This window comes from Gordonia sp. NPDC003376 (genome assembly GCF_053589235.1).
Genome location: NZ_JBSFRM010000002.1, coordinates 344,935 through 363,208 on the forward strand (window position 1 = coordinate 344,935; position 18,274 = coordinate 363,208).

The 18,274-nt window shown below is 69.0% G+C and carries 14 protein-coding genes; 6 read left to right on the forward strand and 8 right to left on the reverse strand.

What is annotated here, in order from left to right; genetic code table 11:
- Positions 1 to 196: 196 nt before the first annotated feature.
- Complete coding sequence (locus ACWDUA_RS03810; RefSeq protein WP_449749649.1) at positions 197 to 973, reverse strand: NRDE family protein; 777 nt, start codon at positions 971 to 973, stop codon at positions 197 to 199.
- A gap of 10 nt (positions 974 to 983) precedes the next feature.
- A complete protein-coding gene (locus tag ACWDUA_RS03815) occupies positions 984 to 1,631 on the reverse strand; it encodes a TetR/AcrR family transcriptional regulator (RefSeq protein WP_449749650.1) in 648 nt (215 codons plus the stop codon).
- A 155-nt stretch (positions 1,632 to 1,786) separates the two neighbouring features.
- Here ACWDUA_RS03815 and ACWDUA_RS03820 point away from each other — a divergent pair, with 155 nt between their 5' ends.
- The 5 genes from ACWDUA_RS03820 to atzF all read left to right on the forward strand — a co-directional run bounded on the left by ACWDUA_RS03820 (position 1,787) and on the right by atzF (position 8,815).
- Complete coding sequence (locus ACWDUA_RS03820; RefSeq protein ID WP_449749651.1) at positions 1,787 to 3,340, forward strand: amino acid permease; 1,554 nt, start codon at positions 1,787 to 1,789, stop codon at positions 3,338 to 3,340.
- Between the two features lie 40 nt (positions 3,341 to 3,380).
- A complete protein-coding gene (locus ACWDUA_RS03825) occupies positions 3,381 to 4,253 on the forward strand; it encodes an urea amidolyase associated protein UAAP1 (RefSeq protein WP_449749652.1) in 873 nt (290 codons plus the stop codon).
- Positions 4,254 to 4,281: 28 nt separating this feature from the next.
- Positions 4,282 to 4,962: an urea amidolyase associated protein UAAP2 gene (locus ACWDUA_RS03830; RefSeq protein ID WP_449749653.1), complete on the forward strand. Its 681-nt coding sequence runs from the start codon at positions 4,282 to 4,284 to the stop codon at positions 4,960 to 4,962.
- A 77-nt stretch (positions 4,963 to 5,039) separates the two neighbouring features.
- Positions 5,040 to 7,094, forward strand: a complete 2,055-nt coding sequence (locus ACWDUA_RS03835; RefSeq protein WP_449749654.1) for a 5-oxoprolinase/urea amidolyase family protein — start codon at positions 5,040 to 5,042, stop codon at positions 7,092 to 7,094.
- On the forward strand, positions 7,091 to 8,815 hold the full coding sequence (gene atzF, locus ACWDUA_RS03840; protein WP_449749655.1) for an allophanate hydrolase: 1,725 nt from the start codon (positions 7,091 to 7,093) through the stop codon (positions 8,813 to 8,815). Before ACWDUA_RS03835 ends, atzF begins: the two co-directional genes overlap by 4 nt.
- 18 nt (positions 8,816 to 8,833) lie before the next feature.
- Here atzF and ACWDUA_RS03845 read toward each other — a convergent pair whose 3' ends face one another.
- The 5 genes from ACWDUA_RS03845 to ACWDUA_RS03865 all read right to left on the reverse strand — a co-directional run bounded on the left by ACWDUA_RS03845 (position 8,834) and on the right by ACWDUA_RS03865 (position 16,406).
- Entirely contained in the window at positions 8,834 to 10,834 is a 2,001-nt protein-coding gene (locus tag ACWDUA_RS03845) for a putative nucleotidyltransferase substrate binding domain-containing protein (protein ID WP_449749656.1), read from the reverse strand.
- 604 nt (positions 10,835 to 11,438) lie between these two features.
- Positions 11,439 to 12,104 carry a GAP family protein gene (locus ACWDUA_RS03850; RefSeq protein WP_449749657.1) on the reverse strand — a complete coding sequence of 222 codons (666 nt, stop codon included), beginning with the start codon at positions 12,102 to 12,104 and terminating at the stop codon, positions 11,439 to 11,441.
- 114 nt (positions 12,105 to 12,218) lie between these two features.
- Complete coding sequence (locus tag ACWDUA_RS03855; RefSeq protein ID WP_449749658.1) at positions 12,219 to 14,498, reverse strand: polyribonucleotide nucleotidyltransferase; 2,280 nt, start codon at positions 14,496 to 14,498, stop codon at positions 12,219 to 12,221.
- A 444-nt stretch (positions 14,499 to 14,942) separates the two neighbouring features.
- On the reverse strand, positions 14,943 to 15,212 hold the full coding sequence (gene rpsO / locus ACWDUA_RS03860; RefSeq protein WP_449749659.1) for a 30S ribosomal protein S15: 270 nt from the start codon (positions 15,210 to 15,212) through the stop codon (positions 14,943 to 14,945).
- A gap of 222 nt (positions 15,213 to 15,434) precedes the next feature.
- Positions 15,435 to 16,406 carry a bifunctional riboflavin kinase/FAD synthetase gene (locus tag ACWDUA_RS03865; RefSeq protein WP_449749660.1) on the reverse strand — a complete coding sequence of 324 codons (972 nt, stop codon included), beginning with the start codon at positions 16,404 to 16,406 and terminating at the stop codon, positions 15,435 to 15,437.
- 150 nt (positions 16,407 to 16,556) lie between these two features.
- Between ACWDUA_RS03865 and ACWDUA_RS03870 the strand changes: the two genes are divergently transcribed.
- Positions 16,557 to 17,279, forward strand: coding sequence for a metal-dependent transcriptional regulator (locus ACWDUA_RS03870; RefSeq protein WP_449749661.1), 723 nt, complete (start codon positions 16,557 to 16,559; stop codon positions 17,277 to 17,279).
- A gap of 92 nt (positions 17,280 to 17,371) precedes the next feature.
- Here ACWDUA_RS03870 and truB read toward each other — a convergent pair whose 3' ends face one another.
- Positions 17,372 to 18,274: a tRNA pseudouridine(55) synthase TruB gene (gene truB, locus ACWDUA_RS03875; RefSeq protein WP_449749662.1), complete on the reverse strand. Its 903-nt coding sequence runs from the start codon at positions 18,272 to 18,274 to the stop codon at positions 17,372 to 17,374.

Sequence of the window (18,274 nt, forward strand, 5' to 3'; positions counted from 1 at the left end):
GGAGCGCAGCGACGAGGCGTGTCGAAACCCCCGCCGGCCGACGTCACCTCGCGACCACCTCCGAAGTGGTAGCCGACATCATCGAGTCACCGGGCCTCTACACGGGTCCTCGCGATGCTCGGTCCCGGCTCGACCATCGATGGTGGTGTCGAGGCCGGTTGACTGCCAGCCACCGCTGCGACGCGAGTGCCAACCGTCACCAGGTGAAGGTCGAGGTCTCCGACGGCGCACCCGGAACGTACCGGCGCTCGGCGAGATCGCCGTGGCCGTCGGCACCGATCCGGACAACAGTGCTCGAGCGGGTGCCGTAGTCCCCCAGGTCGACGAACACCGCCGACAGCCCGAGTTCTTGGTCGGCGGGGATTCCGGTGTGCGGCAATGACGCCGGGTCGGCGGTCACCGTGTCGTGGAGCATGTCGAGCAGTGCCGCCGGGTCGTCGCCGACATGCGTCGACAACCCGGCGGTCCCTGCGCGCACCTTGGGCCATCTCTCGTCGAGCCGACCGTTGGACAGTCCGTGCACGCCCGGTTCGACGCGTCGTGCCACGGGTCCGAAATGATTGGTGGCCCACCACATCTGTTCGCCGTCGTCGACGACGAGGTTGACCGGGGCGTACTCGTCGGCGTGGGCCACCAGGTCTCGGGCGGCGTCCTCGGCGGATCGGTCGCCGACCAGGAAGTCCACCGGCAGTCGTCCGCGGGACCGTTTGTCCGGGTCGGGGACGGCGACTCCGTCACGCACGTTGGTGACCGCGGCAAGCCGCGTATCACCCCCGGCAGCACCGTGTTTCGGTTCGCGGGTGGACACCCCCAACCAGGTTCCACCGGCGGTGAGGTCACGCCCGGCGAGGATGGGCCGGTCGTCCCAGCGGTGCACGCCCGCGGTCTGCCGGGCATGGAATTCGTCGCGGTTGGCGGCCAGGACCAGGCGATGTCGCGGATCGACGTCGAGCGCGAACAGGATCAGACACACGTCGTCGAGCCTAGTCGTGCCCGCCGCGGGGCGGTGACACCAGCGACGCGATCGCCGCGACGATGGTGCCCACCAGGTCGCCGGCGCAGTGGTCGGCGAGTTCGCCGCGTTCCTCGTCGGAGCGCAGCATGATGATCGACTCGACCATCCGGAACGGCAGCAGGCGCCGATCGTCGGCGGCGTCACCGAGCGCCGCGGCGCTGAGTTGCTCGTAGACGTCGGCCAACGCCCGTCGGGCCAGGCGGAACTCGGCGTAGCGCTCGTCGGCGACCTCCGGCAACAGATACAGCGATCCGAGGTTCCAGCGGGCATCGACGAGTTGCCGGGCATCGAAGTCGGCGAGGTCGAGCAGGCGATCGCGTGCCGGCCCGTCGGCGTGGAGCAGTGTGCGTGCATAGTGCAGTGGGCTCACCACCGTGGTCTCGAGTAGAGCCGCGAGGAGATCGTCCTTGTTCTTGAAGTGGTGGTAGAGCGAGGACTGCCGGACGCCGACGGCGTCGGCGATCATGCGCGTCGAGGTCCCGCTGTATCCGTGTCGCACGAAGAGTTCGGCAGTGGCGTCGAGAATCTCCTCGCGCGCCGTCGTCGCATCGCGTTTCGGCCGCTCCAGTCGCGGTCGTCCACGGCCGGGTGTTGCGCGGCCCGCCGTCGCCGGCATGTGCACCTCCTGGTTCGTCGGCCGCGACGTAACACGACCGTCACCGAAGTTACCGAATCCGAAACATACCTATCACCCGACAGAAAAATCCGGACGGTTATCTATCACTCGACAGATAAACGCTCGACGGGGAGCTCTCGTTCGAAGGACATCGCATGACCGCAACCGACCAGACCGCACACACCGACCAGGGGGCCGCGTCTCCCACCATCGGCCATGACGCCGACGATCTCTCCGCCTTCGGCTACGACCAGCAATTGCACCGTTCGCTGGGCAAGTTCGCCTCGTTCGCCGCGGGATTCTCGTTCGTCTCCATCCTCACCACCATCTTCCAGCTGTTCGGGCTGGGGTTCGGTTTCGGTGGCCCGGCGTTCTTCTGGACGTGGCCGATCGTCTACGCAGGCCAGTTCCTGGTGGCCCTGTGTTTCGCCGAGATCGCCGCCCGCTACCCCCTCTCCGGTGCCATCTACCAGTGGTCGCGCCGGATGGGCGGCGAGGTGATCGGCTGGTTCGGCGGATGGTTCATGATGATCGCCCAGATCGTCACCGCGGCGGCCGCGGCCATCGCCCTCCAGGTCGTCCTGCCCAGCGTGTGGACGGGATTCCAGATCATCGGCGACGACCCGACCCTGACCAGCACCTCCGGTGCGGCCAACGCAGTGCTCCTCGGCTCGATCCTGATCGTCGTGGTCACCGCGATCAACTGCGTCGGGGTGCGCTGGATGAGCCTGGTCAACAACATCGGCGTCACCTGCGAGCTCGTCGGTGTGGTCGCGGTGGTCCTCGCCCTGTTCACCCATGCCCGGCGCGGTCCCGGCGTCGTCTTCGACACCGGCGTTCCCGGCCAGCAGCCGGGCTACATCTGGGCGTTCATCGTCTCCGGTCTGATGGCGGCCTACGTGATGGTCGGTTTCGGTTCGGCCGGTGAGCTGGCCGAGGAGACCAGGAACCCACGTCGCGTCGCCCCGCGCACCATCCGGATGGCACTGACCGTCTCGGCGATCGGCGGCGGCCTGATGCTGCTCGGCGCCCTCATGGCCGCCCCCACCCTCGGTGAGGAACTCGCCGTCGGCGGACTGCCCTACGTGCTCGACTCGGTCCTCGGCAGCTTCTGGGGCAAGGTCCTGCTCTGCGACGTCGCGGTGGCGATCTTCATCTGCACCCTGGCCATCCAGACCGCCTGCTCGCGACTGATGTTCTCGATGGCCCGTGACGGTCGGCTCCCCTTCTCGACGACCCTGTCACATGTCAACTCGCGCACCGGGACCCCGATCGCACCGGCCATCCTGATCGGCGTCGCCTGCATCGCGATCCTGCTGGTCAACGTCGGCAACTCGGCGATCTTCGCCACCCTCGCCAGTGTCTGCATCATCCTGATCTACCTGGCCTACCTCGCGGTGACCGCGCCGATGCTCTACCGCCGCCTGCAGGGCTGGCCGGAGGGGACCGTGGCCGTCGACGCCGAGGGCAAGAAGCTGTTCGGGCTCGGCCCCTTCGGGATTGTCGTCAACGCCCTCGCGGTGATCTACGGCGCCCTGATGGTGATCAACCTGGCCTGGCCGCGCGCCGAGGTCTTCGACCCGGCCGGCGAGATGCCCATCCTGCGGTGGGCAGGCCCGATCTGCATCGCCGCCACCGTCCTGGTCGGCATCGCCTGCTTCCCGCACGGCAAGACCCACCCCCGCCCGGTCGGCAAGCCGACCGCCTGATTCCGAACCATCTGCACCGCACAGCCTTCGAGGAGGATCCATGACCATCACCAGCACGTCGACAGCCGGGACCGCCACCACCGCCGGAGCCCGCGAGCACGCCCGCGCCCAGGCCCGCACCGTCACCGACGCCATGCCCGTGGTGCCCGCCACCGACTGGCCCACCCCGCCGACCAGCGTCGACGCCGCCGACCTGACCTGGGCCGAGACGGTGCCCGGTGGGCGCTACACCACCAAGGTCCTCGCCCGCGGGACCCGACTGCGCCTGCGCGACCTGACCGGCAGTGCGTGTGCGCACCTGCTGATGTGGCGTGCCGACGCCCCCTGGGAGCGGCTCAACGTCGCCGACACCGTGAAGGTGCCGTGGCAGGCATACCTGACCACCGGCCATCCCCTGCTCAGCGACCAGGGCCGGGTGCTGGCCACCGTCGTCGCCGACACCAGCGCCCACCATGACGCTCTGTGTGGCACCACCACACTCGCCGACAACACCGCGAAATATGATTCGGGAGAAGCCCATTCATCCTCTCCGGCCGGGCGCGAACTGCTGCTGCTGGCGGCGGCCAAGAACGGGCTGACCGCCACCGATGTGGCGCCGTCGCTCTCGTTCTTCCACGGGATCACCGTCGCCGACGACGGCGCGCTGGTGTCCACCGGCTCGGCCGGCCCGGACACGTCGGTGGAGCTGATCGTCCATCTGCCGGTGATCGTCGCCCTCGCCAACACCGCCCATCCACTCGACCCCGCATCCGAGTTCGCCACCGGCCCGCTCGAAGTGCTCGCCTGGCGGGCCGGCACCGACCTCGACACCCTCGTCGGCGGGGCACTGGGCCCCGAGGCCGTCACGGTCGATCCGGAGTATGCCCGCGCCGTCGCCAACAGCGAGGACGCCCACCTCGCCGCCCACCTCTGATCGCGATCACCTCCCGGAAGAACACACCATGACCATCACCGAGTCACCCCGCACCGATCTGACCACCGCCCCGGCCGCCGACCTGGCCCTCATCGCCGGCGTCGTCGTCGGTGACGAGATCGTCGACGAGCGCTCCCCTTGGTCGGGTGTCGTCGCCGCCGGCGACGTGCTCACCATCGTCGACCTCCATGGCAACCAGGCCGTCGACACCCTGTTCTACGGCGGTCACGACCACACCATCCGCTACTCCGCCCAGGCCACGATCGCGGCACAGGGCAACATCTTCCTGACCACCGGTTCGGTGATCCGCGACCAGGAGTCGCAACCGATGATGACGATCGTCGCCGACGAGGTCGGCAACCACGACACCCTGGGCGGCGCCTGCTCGCAGGAGTCCAACACGCTGCGCTACGGCCACCACACCAAACATCAGCACGCGTGCGTCGAGAACTTCCTGATCGGCGGGGCGAAGCACGGGCTCGGCAAACGTGACCTCGTCGGCAACGTCAACTTCTTCATGAACGTGCCGGTCGACCCGGACGGTTCGCTGGGCATCGTCGACGGGCTGTCGGCGCCCGGCAAACGTCTGGCACTGCGCGCCGACGCCGACACCCTGGTGCTGGTGTCGAACTGCCCGCAGATCAACAACCCCTGCAACGGATTCGATCCCACCGCCGTCCGGGTGATCGTCACGCGGCCCGGCGCCTGAACGTCCCGGCTCCACGGCCTCCACCTGAACCATCCCATCTGAAACCCACTGCTGCAACGACTCTCGAGGTGACGACAATGACCACGATGGACATCCTGCGGGCCGGTCCACTGACCACCATCCAGGACTGGCCGGGCCGGGTGGGCTACTGGAACATCGGGGTGCCGCCGTCCGGGCCGATGGACGACCTGTCGTTCCGGCTGGCGAACCGGGCGGTCGGCAACCCGTCGTCGGCGGCCGGCCTGGAGGCCACCCTCGCCGGCCCGCGGGTGCGCTTCGACGCCCCGACCGTGGTCGCCGTCACCGGCGCCCCGGTTCCGGTCACCGTCGACGGAAGGGCCGTGGCGCAATGGGTTCCGATCCATCTCGATGCCGGGCAGGTCCTCGACGTCGGAATGGTGGCCGGACTGGGCCTGCGGGTGTACCTCGCGGTCGGCGGCGGCCTGGACGCCGAGGAGTACCTCGGTAGCCGGTCCACCTTCACCATGGGACGGTTCGGCGGCAAGGACGGCCGCACCCTGTCCGATGGCGACTCCCTCGACCTGGCGGGCGAGCCGATCCGCCCGGCGACCCGCATCTCCTCCGACGAGCAACCCGCACTGACCGAGTCGTGGGAGCTCGGGGTGACGGTCGGGCCCCATTCGGCGCCGGAGTTCTTCACCGAGGACGACGTCGACGACCTCATGTCCACGGCATACGCGGTGCACTTCAACTCCGACCGCACCGGTATCCGCCTGATCGGTCCGCAGCCGCGGTGGGCGCGGACCGACGGTGGCGAGGCCGGCCTGCATCCGTCGAACATCCACGACAACGCCTACTCGGTGGGTGCGCTCGACTTCACCGGCGACACCCCCATCCTTCTCGGCCCCGACGGCCCCAGCCTCGGCGGATTCGTCTGCCCGGTGACGGTCGTCGCGGCCGAACGCTGGAAGCTCGGACAGCTCAAACCCGGTGACACCGTGCGGTTCGTCGCGATCAAGGCCACCGCAGCCGCATCCCCCGGACAGCTCGGACCGGGCCGACGGGCGAACTTCGCACACGTCCTGTCCACCGGCGGCGACGCCGATCACGGCATCCTCGGACGCACCACGACCGCCGACGGCACCACCGAGGTGACCTACCGGCGCTCCGGTGACGACAACATCCTGGTCGAGTACGGCGACATGCGTCTGGACCTGGAGCTGCGCGCCCGCGTGCACGCGCTGGCCGAGCGGATCGCCGCGGAGTCCCCGCACGGCCTGATCGACCTCACGCCGGGAATCCGTTCCCTGCAGGTCAAGGCCGATCCGGATGTGTGGTCGCAGACCGCGATGCGCGAGTGGCTCACCGACTGCGAGTCGGAGCTACCGGCCGCCACCGATCTCGTGGTGCCCAGCCGCACGGTGGAACTGCCGCTGTCGTGGGACGACCCGGCCACCCGCGAGGCCATCGAACGCTACATGCTCGGGGTGCGGTCCGACGCCCCCTGGTGTCCCTGGAACATCGAGTTCATCCGCCGGATGAACGGTCTGGACTCCGTCGACGACGTCCACCGGATCGTGTTCGACGCCGACTACCTCGTGTTGGGTCTCGGCGATGTGTATCTCGGTGCGCCGGTGGCGGTCCCGCTCGACCCCCGCCATCGTCTGGTCACCACCAAGTACAACCCGGCACGCACCTGGACGCCGGAGAACGCGGTCGGGATCGGCGGCGCCTACATGTGCATCTACGGCATGGAGGGGCCGGGCGGCTACCAGTTCGTCGGCCGCACCACCCAGGTGTGGAATCACCGGCACCCGCTCCCCGCAACGGGTTTCGACCCCGAGCATCCGTGGCTACTGCGCTTCTTCGACCGCATCCGCTGGTACCCGGTGAGCGCCGAGGAACTGCTCGACATGCGTGCCGACGTAGCCGCCGGGCGGGGCGACTCCACCCGCATCACCGACGGCACGTTCTCGCTCGGGGAGCATCAACGTTTCCTCGACGCCCAAGCCGACGACATCGCCGCCACCCGCACCGCGATGGAACTCGCCCGCGACGAGGAACGTCGACGCTGGTCGCTCGGGGGCGAGTTCGCCGCCCGGCACACCCCGGAAGCGACCCCTGCCGCCACCGATACATCCGTGTTCTCCGAGGAGGGAAAAGTCGCATGACCCGCATCGACGACATCTACGCCCGGATCGCCGACGCCGACCGGCCGGAGGTGTTCATCACCTTGCGTCCGCGCGCCGAGGTGGCCGCCGAGTACGCCGCGTCGGTGGCCGCCGACGGTCCGCTCGCCGGGCTGGTCCTGGCGGTCAAGGACAACGTCGACGTCGCCGGCCTGCCCACCACCGCCGCTTGCCCCGGCTACGCCTTCACTCCCGAGGCCGATGCTCCCGCGGTGGCCGCATTGCGGGCCGTGGGCGCCGTAGTGATCGGCAAGACCAACCTCGACCAGTTCGCCACCGGCCTGGTCGGCACGCGGAGTCCGTATGGGGCGGTCCGCGATTCCCGCCGCCCCGACCGCATCTCGGGCGGGTCGAGTTCGGGGTCGGCGGTCGCGGTGGCGCTCGGCTTCGCCGACATCGCGATCGGCACCGACACCGCCGGATCGGGCCGGGTCCCGGCCGGCCTGCAGGGCATCGTCGGGGTCAAGCCGACGGTCGGTGCGGTCTCGACGGTGGGTCTGGTGCCGGCGTGCGCGAGCATCGACGTCATCAGCATCCTCGCCGCCGACCTGGCCACCGCCGATCGCGCGACGGCCGCGATGGCCGCGGCCACCGGTCCACGCCCTTTCGGTCCGGCGTGTGCGCTCGCCGCGCCGGACGTCCCGGTTCTGGCCGTCCCCGAGCAACTCCCGGAACTCGACGATGCCTGGCGGGAGGCGTTCGACGACGCCGTGGCCCGCGCCGAGAAGGCCGGGATGCGGGTCAAGACCATCGACCTGTCACCGTTCCTCGCCGCGGCCAGACTCCTCTACGAGGACGCGCTGGTCGCCGAACGATTCGACGCCGTGGGCGAGTTCGTGCGTTCGGTGGCCGGTGACGACGACACTGCCGGACTCGACCCCACGGTGGCGTCGATCATCGGGTCCGCGGATCGGTTCGGCGCGGTGGATCTGCTCCGGGCAAGACGTACCCTCGCACGATTGCGGGACGAGTCGGTCGAGCTCTGGGGCGAGGCGACCGCGCTGCTGGTCCCGACCGCACCGATGCACCCGAGCCTCGCCGAGGTGGCCGCCGACCCGATCGGCGTCAACTCCCGGATGGGCACCTACACCAACTTCTGCAATCTGTTCGACCTGTGCGCGGTCGCCGTGCCCGCCGGCACGGTCACCGAATCCGACGGCAGCACCGCCCAGTTCGGGGTCACGTTCCTCGGTCGCGGGCACGACGACGCGGTGATGATGGACCTCGCCCGGCGCTTCACCGGCACGGCACCGGAGAGTGCGGCGTCGAACTCTGCAGCTCCGAACTCTGCAGCGCCGAACGATGCGGGGTCGAACGATGCGGCGTGGCCGGAGGCGCACGTCGCGAGCACCGAACTCGCGGTGTTCGGGGCGCATATGCGCGGTGGCCCGTTGACGCACGAACTCGCCGAGCGCGGCGCGCGCTGGTCGGGTGAGGTCCGGACCGCGGCGTCGTATCGGCTGGTCGAACTCGACACCGTGCCCGCCAAACCAGGTCTCATCCGTGACCCGGATGCCGGAACCACGATCGACGGCGAGGTGTGGACGCTCTCGCCGGCCGCACTCGGCGGATTCCTCGCGGCGCTGCCCTCCCCCATGTCGCTGGGCAAGGTGGAACTCGACGACGGCCGCTGGGTGACCGGATTCGGCTGTGCCGCCGACGCCGGTGCAACTGGTGTCCCGCTCACGAGGACGCGGTGGTGAGATCAGAAGACTGTGAGATCAGTCCGTCGTGGTGAGGTCACCGGCGCCGACCACGGCACTCAGCCCGGCCATGCGTCGTTGGACGGCGGCGATCTCGCGAACCGACTGGGCGATCAGACTGCGGTCGATCGGCGACAGTCGTGACATCGTGACCAGATCCGACGGTTGCTCGCCCCGGTCGAGCAATGCGACCTGGTAGGTCAGCCGGACCCGCTGCAGCACGTCGAGCACCTCGAGCAGGGTGGCCGAGTCCGCTTCCCCCAGAAGCGGACTCGCCGCCGCAGCGCGCAGCCTCGCCCGGGTGTCGACCTCGGTGGCGCCGACGCTGATCGCCGCCCAGCGGGCCAGGTTGATCAGCGGGGTCAGGGCATGGGATTTGATGTCGAAGGTACCGGCCCGGCGAGTCAGCACATCACGCATCGACCGCAGCCGGGATCGGGTCGAGAGCGACTCGGCCAGAAGCACTCTCAGCATGTCGGGGCGGCTGCGGAGATCGCCGAACAGGCGCGGTCCGAGCGATTCCGGCGAACTGCCGGTCAAGGGCCGGGCGTCGAAGAGCAACGCGGTGAACAGCATTCCCCGGTTCTCCAGCGGCGCGTCGGTCCACGCGGCTGCCGCCGACCGCCATTCGGTGAGGGTCCGTGTGAACAGCGGCGCCGACGCCCGCACCCCGTTGTCGTCCGGCGCGATGTCACCGCCGGCGAGGATCTCGTCGACCTCGCCGAAGGCGGCGACGAGCCGCTCTCGCATGGTCGCGTCCACGGCGTCGGCGAGGATCACCGCGGATTCCACATCCGAGCTCGGCACCGCCTCGCGACGTGACACGCTGCCCAGGCACATCCACGTCGCCGAGTCCCAGGCGAGATCCGGGTGCGCGGCCTCGGTCAGGGCTGCTGCCCGGCGCAGCGAGGTCTGCAGCAGCGAAGACGCCACGGCGGTGACCTCCTGAGCGGCGCGGCCTCGGCGCACCAGGTCGGTGACCAGGTAGCGCCACCGGCGGGTGAAGTCCTGCAGTTCGTCCACCGTGGCGGCCGAGGCGAGTTCGGCCCGCAACGCCATCGCCTCGTCGACGCGCGCCGGTAACAGTTCACGCGGGGTCAGCAGACCGCGCAGGGTGCCGTCGAGGCCGACCACCGCCACCACGTCCGGGATGTGATCGGCGGCGGGATGATCGACGATCCGGGTGACGACGTCGGACACCGACACGTCCGGACCCACGGTGATCGTGGGGGCGGCACCGATCTCGACGATCGACGCGTCCGTGCTCCCGCCCGCGGCGATCCGGTCGCGCAGAGCCGCATCGGTGACGATTCGTATCGCGCCGTCAGCGGTGGCGTAACAGACCGGTCCCCGACGGGCGGCCATCACTGTCGCGGCCCCGCGGATCGTGGTGTGCGCGTCGAGGATCGGTGGGGTGTCGACCAGCAGGTCGCCCACCAGGCCGGTGCCGCCCGGCAGCATGCCACGGCGCCGCGGCACCGACAGTCGCATGGCGAGCCCGGGAATGCCGGTCGACGATCGCCCGCGCAGAGCACGTCGTGCGGCATCACCGGGGATACGGCAGATCCGCGCCTTCTCGACGACGACGGCACGGGGTCCGCGCAGTTCATCGCCCGGTCCCGGAGACACCCCGAAAACCGCTCCGGGACCGAGTACTTCGGAGAACCCGTCGGTGTCTGCGGACTCCTGCAGCCCGACGCGCCCGCTGATCACCGCGACCACCACGTCGGTCGGCTCGGTGAACCCGTCCACCAGAACCGCGCCGGCAGGTTCGGTCACGTCGCCGACGTCCACCAGCATCCGGGCAAGGGTGTCGGAGGGCAGCGCGTCGAATGGCGCATGGCTGCGCAGGAACCGGAAGAGATCCGCGCGGACGTAGGGAACTGGGTCAGCATGGATGTCGCTGCCGCGCATCCGCAGTGGCGCCGCCGGTTCACCGAACAACGGCCGTTCCGGCACGCGCACATACAACCACGGCCGGCGCTCCCGGTCAGTCTTCGGCCTGTTCTTCTCGCTCATGTGACCTCTCCGTGGACCCGATCGGCTCGAGGATGCTCCCGGTGATGTCACCAACCGTAGCGGTGTCGACGCCCACTGCCGGTCACTCGGACGGCCGACGGCGGTTTCGACACGCCTCGTCGCTGCGCTCCTCAGCGGCTCAACCAGCCACCCTCGATGGTCGAGCCGGGACCGAGCATCGCGAGGACCCGAGTCGAGACCCAGTGACCAGAGAATGTCACCAACCACCTCCAAAGTGGTCACCACCCGACATCAACCGACAGAGGTTTCGACACGCCTCGTCGCTCCGCTCCTCGACGGCTCAACCACCAAACACACACGCCTCGTCGCTCCGCTCCTCGACGGCTCAACTCAACCAGCGATCTTCGATGGTCGAGCCGGGACCGAGCATCGCGAGGACCCGAGTCGAGACCCAGTGACCCGACCATGTACCAACCACCTCCGAAGTGGTCACCACGTGACGTCGGCCGACAGAGGTTTCGACACGCCTCGTCGCTCCGCTCCTCGACGGCTCAACCACCAAACACACACGCCTCGTCGCTCCGCTCCTCGACGGCTCAACCAGCCACCCTCGACGGTCGAGACGGGACCCACGAGACACGCTCTATATCGCTTCGAGACCGTTCGATGCCACCACGGCACCCAGGACGATCAGGACCGCACCCACGATCACCGCGTTGTGCCGGGTGATCAGTTCGTCGAGCCGCGTCAGCATCGGCTGAGCCCGTGCGCCCGCGATCGTCGCGAGCACCGTGGGTGCCGCGATCGCCAGGCTCCCGACCACCACGAAGACCGCCACCGCCACCGCCTGCTCGCCGACCCGGGACGTGGCCTCGGCAACGACAGTGGACGCGGAGAGGGTGATGAGCAGGTTCTTCGGATTCCCGGCGGCCATGCCCACGCCCAGCGCCGCGGCCTTGACACTTCCGACCGTCTCGATGAGCCCGTACCAGGACGGCACCTCGTCGTCACCGTGATGTCGCCATGCCTTGTGCCACTTCCGAACGCCCAAGCCCACGAGCAGAAGACCGAGCACCAGACCGAGCGCGCCCAGGATCGGTCCCTGTCCCCCGGAAATGTGAAGCACATCGGCCAGCGCGACCAGCGCGGCACTTGCGACGAACAGACCGAGAATCCAGCCGCCGACAAAAGACCAGCCGACCAGCGCAGTCCGCTTGATCACGAGCGCCAGGCTGACCATCACCAGGGGTGCGGACGCCACGAGCAACCCGATGGCGATCGGCAGGACGTCGAGCACTGCAGCGGTCACCACGGCAATCTAACCCACGGGTGTCACCGCCGTACCTCGTGGACCACAACCGGCCCCGGCACGACGCCGGCCCGCCCCGCGACGTGCGGGACGGGCCGGTGTCGGATGTGTCGATCAGGCGTCGGCGGTGGCAGCCTCGGCCGGGGCGTCGGACTTGGCGTCCTCGTCCACCGGGACCAGGCTGATCTTGCCGCGCTCGTCGATGTCGGCGATCTCGACGCGGAGCTTGGAGCCCACGTTCACGACGTCCTCGACCTTGTTGATGCGCTTGCCCTTACCGAGCTTGGAGATGTGCACCAGGCCGTCGCGACCCGGCAGCAGCGACACGAACGCACCGAAAGCGGTGGTCTTGACGACGGTGCCGAGGAAGCGCTCGCCGACCTTCGGCAGCTGCGGGTTGGCGATGGCGTTGACCTTGTCGATCGCGGCCTGCGCCGACGGGCCGTCGGCGGCACCGACGAACACGGTGCCGTCGTCCTCGATGGAGATGTTGGCGCCGGTCTCCTCGGTGATGCCGTTGATCGTCTTGCCCTTGGGGCCGATCAGCTCGCCGATCTTGTCCACCGGGATCTTGATGGTGGTGATCCGCGGGGCGTACGGGCTCATCTCGTCCGGCTCGTCGATGGCCTCGGCCATGACGTCCAGAATGGTCAGACGGGCGTCCTTGGCCTGGCTCAGCGCGCCGGCGAGAACCTTGGAGGGGATGCCGTCGAGCTTGGTGTCGAGCTGCAGCGCGGTCACGAAGTCCTTGGTGCCGGCCACCTTGAAGTCCATGTCGCCGAAGGCATCCTCGGCGCCCAGGATGTCGGTCAGCGCGACATAGCGGGTCTCGCCGTCGACGGTGTCGGACACCAGGCCCATCGCGATGCCGGCGACCGGGGCACGCAGCGGCACACCCGCGTTCAGCAGCGACATGGTGGAGGCACACACCGAGCCCATCGAGGTGGAACCGTTGGAACCCAACGCCTCCGACACCTGACGGATCGCGTACGGGAACTCCTCGACGCTCGGGATCACCGGCACCAGGGCACGCTCGGCGAGCGCACCGTGGCCGATCTCGCGGCGCTTCGGCGAGCCGACGCGGCCGGTCTCACCGGTCGAGTACGGCGGGAAGTTGTAGTGGTGCATGTAGCGCTTGGAGGTCTCCGGCGTCAGCGAGTCGATCTGCTGGGCCATCTTGACCATGTCCAGGGTGGTGACACCGAGGATCTGGGTCTCGCCACGCTCGAACAGTGCCGAGCCGTGGGCGCGCGGGATGACCGCGACCTCCGCCGACAGCGAGCGGATGTCGGTGATGCCGCGGCCGTCGATGCGGAAGTGATCGGTCAGGATGCGCTGGCGCACCAGCTTCTTGGTGACCGAGCGGTAGGCCGCGCCGATCTCCTTCTCCCGACCCTCGAACTGCTCGGCGAGCTGCGCGAGGACGTCGTCCTTGAGCTCGTCGGTCTTGTCGTCGCGCTCCTGCTTGCCGGGAATGGTCAGGATCTCCGAGAGGCGCTCGGTGGCCACGGCGGCCACGGCGTCGAAGGCGTCCTGCTCGTACGGCGGGAACAGCGGGAACTGTCCGGTCTCCTTGGCGGCGGCGTCGGCCAGCGACTTCTGCGCCTCGCACAGGCGCGCGATGAACGGCTTGGCGGCCTCGAGACCCTCGGCGACGATCGACTCGGTCGGGGCCTGTGCGCCACCGGCGATGAGATCGATGACGTTGTCGGTGGCCTCGGCCTCGACCATCATGATCGCGACGTCGGCCGAGTCGCCTTCACCGCCGACGATGCGACCGGCCACGACCATGTCGAAGACGGCACCCTCGAGCTGCTCGGCGGTCGGGAACGCGACCCACTGGCCGGCCTTGTTCTCCTCGGTGGGGATGAGCGCGACACGCACGCCGCCGACCGGGCCGGAGAACGGCAGTCCGGCGAGCTGGGTGGACGCCGACGCCGCGTTGATCGCGACGACGTCGTAGAGGTCGTTGGGGTTCAGGCTCATCACGGTGACGACAACCTGGATCTCGTTGCGCAGGCCGTCGACGAACGACGGGCGCAGCGGACGGTCGATCAGACGGCAGGTCAGGATCGCGTCGGTGGACGGACGGCCCTCGCGACGGAAGAACGAGCCGGGGATACGGCCCGCGGCGTACATGCGCTCCTCGACGTCGACGGTCAGCGGGAAGAAGTCGAAGTGCTCCTTCGGGTGCTTCGACGCCGCGGTGGTCGACAGCAGCATGGTCTCGTCGTCGAGGTAGGCGGTCACCGAGCCGGCGGCCTGCAGGGCCAGACGGCCGGTCTCGAATCGGATGGTGCGGGTGCCGAAGCTGCCGTTGTCGATGATGGCGGTGGCTTCGGTGATGGCGTCGTCGTAGTCGACGAAGTCGTCATTGGTGGTCACATCGGTCATGTGGGGTGATGATCCCTTCGTTTCGGTCGCATCCTGCGGCCGGTGTGGGCCGCATCGTGCGGCCGTGATTATGCGGATATGGGTGCCGCGCCCCATCGGGGAAGAAGTCCGAGGTGAAGCGTGCACGCGATCTCGTCTGCGTGCGTCCGGCAACCCAGAACGGGTGTGAGACATCGTCGACCGGAGGTGACGGCATGCTCGTCTTGCCTGCCTGGAGCTCAGACGGCCTTCGATCGAAGCGGCCGGAACCTCGTGTTCCGGCGGCCACTACCGAGGACCGATCTGACACTGGGATCACATCCTGGGGACTTTGCCCACGGCAACGTTCCGTTGGCCAGCCTACCATCGACAAACCACGGAACCGGCCACCTCCAGTGGAGATGGCCGGTCCGGTGGTGTATCGGGGCTACCCTGCGCCGCTCGGCGACGCGTTCGGCAGGTCGCTCAGCGACGCAGGCCGAGGCGCTCGATCAGCGAGCGGTAGCGGTTGATGTCGACCTTGGCGACGTACTTGAGCAGGCGACGACGACGGCCGACCAGCAGCAGCAGACCCCGACGGCTGTGGTGATCGTGCTTGTGCTCCTTGAGGTGCTCGGTCAGGTCGGTGATGCGCTTGGTCAGCAGCGCGACCTGGGCCTCCGGGGAACCGGTGTCGGTCTCGTGCAGGCCGTACTCGGCCAGGATGGTCTTCTTCTCGGCAGCAGTCAGTGCCATGGATGTTCTCCGTTTCTCAGTGCCGCGCGATCATGGTGTCCCACCGCACCACATCCACCCGGATGTCTGCGTGGGACCGGTGTGCCACCGCGGACCGCAGCATCACCGACGATCCAGGTTACCGAACCGGATGCGCTCCGCCCAAATCGTGGGCGTGGGACCCTGCCTCGTGGGCTCATGACCGATCCGGAACCGGCGAGATCGTGCCGACGGCGTCCTCGCCTACCTCAGTTTCTCGGCCTCGAGGATGCCACGGGTCTTCTCCACGTCGTCGCCGATCGCGACGATCAGTGCATCGACGCTCTCGAACGGTTCCATCGGCCGGATCCGGGCGACGAAGTCGACCGCGACATGCTGGCCGTAGAGGTCGGCGCTGGTGTCGAGGACGAACGCCTCCACCGTGCGGGTGCGGCCGGAGAAGGTCGGGTTGGTACCCACCGACACCGCCGCCTCGTAGCGTTCACCCGGGACCACCTGCCCCACCACCGGACCGGCACCGAGGACGGTGAACCACGCCGCGTACACACCGTCGGCGGGGATCGCCGCATGCATGGGCGGCGCGACATTGGCTGTGGGGAAACCGAGTTCGCGGCCGCGGCCGTCGCCGCGCACCACCACGCCCTCCACGCGGTGCGGACGGCCGAGGGCCTCGGCGGCCCGCTCGACGTCGCCGGCGCCCACGCACGAGCGGATGTAGGTGGAGGAGAAGGTGACCGCGTGCTCGCCGAACAGCGAGATGGCCTGCACCTCGAAGCCGAACTTCTTGCCGAGTTCGATCAGCTTGGGCACGTCGCCGGCGGCCTTGCGCCCGAAGGTGAAGTTGTCGCCGACCACCACGTCGGCGGCATGCAGGCTCTCGACGAGGACGTCGTGGGCGAAGTCCTTGGGCGACTTCGACATCAGCTCCGGAGTGAAGGGCATGACGCAGAACACGTCGATGCCGAGTTCCTCGGCCAGTTCCGCCCGCCGGGTGAGCGTGGTCAGTTGCGGCGGATGACTACCCGCGCGCACCACCTCCGCCGGATGGGGATCGAAGGTCATCAACACCGCAGGCACCCCGCGGTCTCGTGCGGCCGTGGTGGCAGCACCGATCAGCTGCGCATGCCCACGGTGCACACCGTCGAAGACACCGATCGTGACCACACACCGACCCCAATCCGCGGGGACATCCTCGAGACCTCGCCAACGCAACACGCGCACCAGACTACGGCGCACGCGCCGCGCCCACCACCACGACCGCCCGGTGTGAACCCGAGGTGTCGGGGTGGACGGCGGCCGGTGAACGACACCCGACACGCACCACGCATTTCGCCCGTGTCGCCGTCCGCGCATAAGCTTCTCTGCATGCCCAGCAGAGGAACGTCCGGGGCCCGCAGAGAAGTCCCGGCCGATGGAGCGGTCGAGTCACTGTCGACCGTCACCCAGGACTACCTGAAGGTCATCTGGACTTCCCAGGAGTGGGCCGAGGTCAAGGTCACCACCAAGCTGCTCGCCGACAAGATGGGCGTGTCGGCGTCGACGGCGTCGGAGTCGATCCGCAAACTCGCCGATCAGGGCCTGGTCTCCCACGAGCCGTACGGTGCGGTGACGCTCACCGACGCCGGTCGCACGGCGGCGATCCTCATGGTGCGTCGGCACCGGCTGCTCGAAACCTTCCTGGTGCGCGAACTCGGCTACGGCTGGGATGAGGTGCACGACGAGGCCGAGGTGCTCGAGCACGCCGTCTCCGACCGGTTGATGGCCCGCCTCGACGCCAAACTCGGCCACCCCGACCGCGATCCACACGGCGACCCGATCCCGGCGATCGACGGATCGGTGCCGAGTCCGGCCGCTGATTCCCTCGCCGACATCGAGGTGGGGACGTCGGGGACCATCGCACGCATCTCCGACACCGATCCGGAGATGCTGCGGTACTTCGACCAGGTCGGTGTGGCACTGGACTGCACGGTGACGGTGATCGAGAAGCGTCCGTTCGCGGGGACCATCTCGATCTCGGTGAACGACGCCGACCCGATCGATCTCGGCGACATCGCCGCCCGCGCGATCTTCCTCGTGTCGCGGGCCTGAGCCCTCTCGGACCCGATGTTCGACTCCCTGGCGACGTCGGGCCGGCGGAGTCGAACCCACCGCCGAGCCCGATCACCGGGGCGTCGGCCTGCCTAGCGGAGCGTGGCGGGACGGACCACCATCACCGAACTCGCCCGGCGGCCCTTCTCCTGGATCAGTGCGATCGCCTGGCCGTCGGGGTCGACGGCGACGTGAATCCCGGTGAGCCCGATCGGCTCCAGCCAGCGACCCTGGCTGATCGACTCGGCCTCGTCGGCGTCGATGTCGCGGCGCGGGAACGACAGCAAGGCCGCCTCGTCGATCGTCAGCGACAGCTGCGGGTGCCCGGCGAGCTCGTCGAGGGTGCGCGCGTGCTCGAGTGTGAACGGTCCGACGGCGGTGCGTCGCAGCGCGGTGAGATGCCCGCCGACGCCCAGCCCGGCGCCCAGATCACGTGCCAGGGAACGGATGTAGGTGCCCGCCGAGCAGTCCACCTCGACGTCGAGGTCGATGAACCCGTCGTCGATCCGGCGGATCTCGAGGATGTCGAAGCGCGACACCGTCACCGGGCGGGCCTCGAGGTCGAAGTCGGCGCCGGTGCGCACCAGCGCGTGCGCGCGCCGTCCGTCGACCTTGATCGCCGACACCTTCGCCGGGACCTGCTCGATGTCGCCGGTCAGCGCCGCCACACCGCTGGCGATCGCCTCGTCGGTCACCTCGGCCACGTCGCCGCGGGTGAGGATCTCGCCCTCTTTGTCGTCGGTGGTGGTCGACGACCCGAGCCGGATGGTGGCCACATATGCCTTGGTGGTCAACGACAACAGCCCGAGCAGCTTGGTGGCGCGCTCGATCCCGATGACGAGCACGCCGGTGGCCATCGGGTCCAGGGTGCCGGCGTGGCCGACACGCCGGGTGTCGAAGATCTTGCGGCAGCGTGACACCGCGTCGTGGCTGGTGATGCCGCCGGACTTGTCGATGATGACCAGCCCGGCGTTCTCGATGGAGGCGTCGGCCAT